Origin of the sequence: Vibrio sp. M260118, from assembly GCF_036533755.1 — a bacterium.
In the GTDB taxonomy this organism is placed as follows: domain Bacteria; phylum Pseudomonadota; class Gammaproteobacteria; order Enterobacterales; family Vibrionaceae; genus Vibrio.
Window position 1 is genome coordinate 1 of sequence record NZ_JATABG010000737.1, and the last position, 372, is coordinate 372.

Consider the following 372-nt stretch of genomic DNA (forward strand, 5'->3'; position numbering starts at 1 on the left):
TTTAGTATTATCTAATTTAACCGACGAACTGGAGACGAGCCATGAATGATCAAACAGTTAACATCGCACAAATGAAGAACAATGCGGTAGAAGCTGCTGAGCTATTAAAAGTAATGGCACATCCAGAGAGACTTATGGTGTTGTGTCAATTGACTGAAGGCGAAGTTGGAGTTAGCGCACTACAAAGTAGCTCTACGTTGAGTCAATCGGCTTTTTCTCAACATCTGACCGTTTTGCGAAAGCACGGCTTAATCAAATTTCGTAAAGAGTCGCAACAAGTTTTCTATTCGCTTGACGATGAACGTGTCGTCCAGCTTATCCACAATTTGCAATCTACATTTTGTAGTTAACATTTTTAATAAATCTAAGAGC

Annotated in this window: 1 protein-coding gene; it reads left to right on the top strand. The window is 39.2% G+C overall.

Annotated features, from left to right (window positions below):
• Positions 1–41: 41 nt before the first annotated feature.
• Positions 42–350: a metalloregulator ArsR/SmtB family transcription factor gene (locus QTO00_RS20925; protein ID WP_331426416.1), complete on the top strand. Its 309-nt coding sequence runs from the start codon at positions 42–44 to the stop codon at positions 348–350.
• Positions 351–372: the final 22 nt, after the last annotated feature.